The 3,411-nt window shown below is 44.4% G+C and carries 1 protein-coding gene; it reads right to left on the bottom strand.

Annotation, left to right across the window (positions count from 1 at the left end; translation table 11 throughout):
- On the bottom strand, nt 1-3,368 hold a 3,368-nt coding region (locus OXG98_08105; protein ID MCY3771967.1), incomplete at its 3' end, for a hypothetical protein.
- Nucleotides 3,369-3,411 lie beyond the last annotated feature (43 nt).

Consider the following 3,411-nt stretch of genomic DNA (forward strand, 5'->3'; position numbering starts at 1 on the left):
CCGGACTGATCCGTGATTTTAATTACTTCGTCTATCCAGTCGTTAAATGCCTTTGTATCAAATGATCCATCAGAAGCTACACCCGGCCACCGTTTCCCACCAGCAAGTTCCTCGAATGCGGCTTGCGCGAGTTCAGCCCGTTGACTGTCAATTTTGTCCTGCGAGGGTTTCTTTTCGTTTTTCGAACGGTAGCAGAAAGAGAGGAATTCCGCAAAAATGGTTGGATTTGAAGATAGGTGATTCTCTAGTGTCTTTGGTGAGCCAGAAGAAAACTGACCCCAAAGTGGGAGGAAACTCCATTCAATTGAAAACAACACTTCCGGATCTAGCACTGCTGAGTCCTGCAAGTATTGAATTACATCAACTATCCAGTCAGTTCTTACTCTTTTGAATGCGTCTCGAGTTTCCGATATAGATTGGAGAGTTCTTACAGCTAAACGAGTATCGATTTCCTGCTCTTCAAGTTTAGCATACCATATACAATGCAATGCTTCGGGACTACGCCCACAGTCGAGTAGTTTATCAACAGCATAGTTGATTTCTTGCCCTGCTCTTGCAACAAACGCATTGGTGTTCTGCCAATACAGTCTCTGATGTTTTTCATCAATATGGGATTCGACAAGCTGCCATATGGCATTCTCAAATGGTAACAATGTCAGAAGTACTGTCTTCTTTTCCATGCTCCAATCACTACTAAGTGAGCACTCGACCCACTTTACACCGAGTAAACTGTACTGTTTCCACAGATATCCTGAAACGATCTGTTGCTCAATCTCATTATCACTACGTAGCAGTTTATCAAGTACAAGATATTCGATTTCGTCACTAGTTGCACTAACCAACGCTATTCCTACTTCTCTGGGTGAAGCAACGGATTTTGCGAAATCTACAATCGCTTCGATTCCCGAGTATGATATCACCAACTGAATAGCTGTGTTTCGATCGTGCTCGATTTGAGTACGTTGTTCTTCGTAGTCACGTGAATCACTGTAATAGAGTTCGTGTATACCTTCATTAAAAAGGTACCTGTATCGGTAGACTGGTGATTGAGGAGCAAGGATATCAGCGACTTTTTCAAGTTCTGATATAGAATCGGACGACATCGCCCATTTAGCGTCGGGGAAGCGCCTGTTGTTTCTAATCGTGCTATTTAGTTTCTCCCATATTGGCATACGGTCTGAATCATCGAGTGCTTTTACTTGATCTGAAGCAAGATGATGTAAAAGGGTTTGTTTGGCGCTGCTTGGTAGATTGATAAGTCGATCAACTAACTCAATTAGTTTTTCCGTGTCTGTTTTAGCTAATCCTACGGCCAAATTTGTGTATACAGTCACCAATTCACGGTATTTGGATTCATCATAACCTCCATTCCATTCTCTTGGTATCAAATCTCGCCAGGTTGGCTTGTGACATCCAGATGTAGAACCGTGAGCATGCGGCATCAAGTCCATTACCAATTTCCAACCAACAGATGGATGCTCACTAATGACTGCATTAACAGCGGCACGCTGGATTTCGATAGAAGCCGAGGTCTGTACAAACCAAGGTAGAAATATGCTTACGAGAGAGTTTGACGGTCGGTTTGCCCAATTCCCCCCAGGATCAATTGCTGCAAGATCAGCCAATATCATGGAAACCCGACAAAGGTAATCGGGATGCCAAGCAAGCGTTTCCAACGCCCATAGCAAACCACTGATGTAGTTCCATCCTCCAACCTCTCCACCTCCCTCTTGCTCGAATAGGCAGTGAAACTGGGAGTTATCAAGGTCCTCTGTCTGTCTTTCCACTGCACTCAGAAACGCGTCAGGGGCAGCTTCTGCAAATTGTGGCAATAGAGAATCCAGACTTCCCCACGTTATCCAAGAAGACCCATGAAGAATCTCATGAACAACCTCAATAGCCACGGACTCTGATTTTCCATCAGAACATGAGATGAGCGCTTGAGGTCTTGAACCAACTAAAGCGAGTGATTCTGCTAGCCCTTCTCGAAGGTTATTCGAGTGGATAAGTTGCTTTTCGTGGATACTTGCCATGAAACGGTCTTCTTTGGGTAAATCAAATTTGGGATCTTTCTCACCGAGAACGGAGATTGCGGCTTTCTTAAACCGGTCGAGATCATCATCCGTTATTCTGATGCCTAGTGAATTCCATGATTCTCCCCGTGCAATAAACCTCCATTTTTCATTTAGTTGAATAAGGGGAGAGCCCGAACGAATTGAATCAGTTCTAATCGTTTCGATCCACTCCCCGTATTCTTTTCCCAACAAAGTCTTAATTGCAGCTCTGTCCGCGAGGCGGTTACCATCCCATTTGCCTATAAGGATCGCTTGTGCAATAGACCTACTGTTCTCCCAAGTCGCATATGGTGGTAAGGTTCCAAAACCCTGTAAATGCCTACGTAATGCCGATACACTATCTCCACCATAACCGGCAAGTTCTCGAGCCCGATTCTCAGAGTATTCTGCTTCTTTAAGGACAGTTTCGATTTGTGACTGTGTAGGGTTTCGTAGTTTTACAATATCCGGACTCTCCCTGTTGTACCAAATACTGGAGATAGGTACAATAACAGCATGGCCTTTTTGTATAGCAATTGTAAGTAAATCAGCTTTTTCTTCTGTATCCAATCCTAGTTGAGGATATGCGACTAGCACGTGAGGTTTTTGAACTTCTATAACCGAACGCCACGCATCCTCGCTAGTAATAAACAGGCAACGATTTGCATAAGATCTTGCTGAAGATTCATCCAATGTAGTAATAAAAGCAGCTACGAAATCCGCTACATCATGCTCGCTTTCCACAAACAACATTAACTTCTGCGTACGCCCATCAAATAGTGCCTTAGCTGCACCACATACATCGCTTCGTCCAACAACAAACAAATTAGGCGGAATAGGTGGATCGTCTATAGCTGTCATAGACAGAATTACGTCCCAGTGCTCCTTTGGCGTGGTAAATCCTCCTAAGCTGTCTGACATGCCTATTTTTGCAGCCATCCATCGACCGATCGAAGGGAATTCCCTTAACCAGTCAGCAAGTTTTATTCCATCGATAATGCGAACCGACTGCCAACCTCTGTTTTGTCGATCGAGTAGCCATTTAGATTGTTTCGGTTCACTCCAGCCATCGACTCCCGCAGATCGCGGCGTCACAAATACAAAAGTCGACGTTGATCTAATATCTGCAGGAAGGCATTCTGTTCTTTGGTTGAACACCCTCGTTGCTTTGCTCTGTGGCCTACCGCCAGTTCCAATCTCCCAAAAAGACGCACCGTTTGGGACAAACTCAAGAAAAGAACCTTCGGTTTCAACTTTACCATCCCAACCTGGTTGATTTACCATATTGCCATAGGGTATGCGTCTTTTTTCCATGCATGACTTTTGCAACTTCGCGCAGATCCTCAATGCGGCCATT

This window comes from Gemmatimonadota bacterium (genome assembly GCA_026706345.1).
Classification (GTDB): domain Bacteria; phylum JAAXHH01; class JAAXHH01; order JAAXHH01; family JAAXHH01; genus JAAXHH01.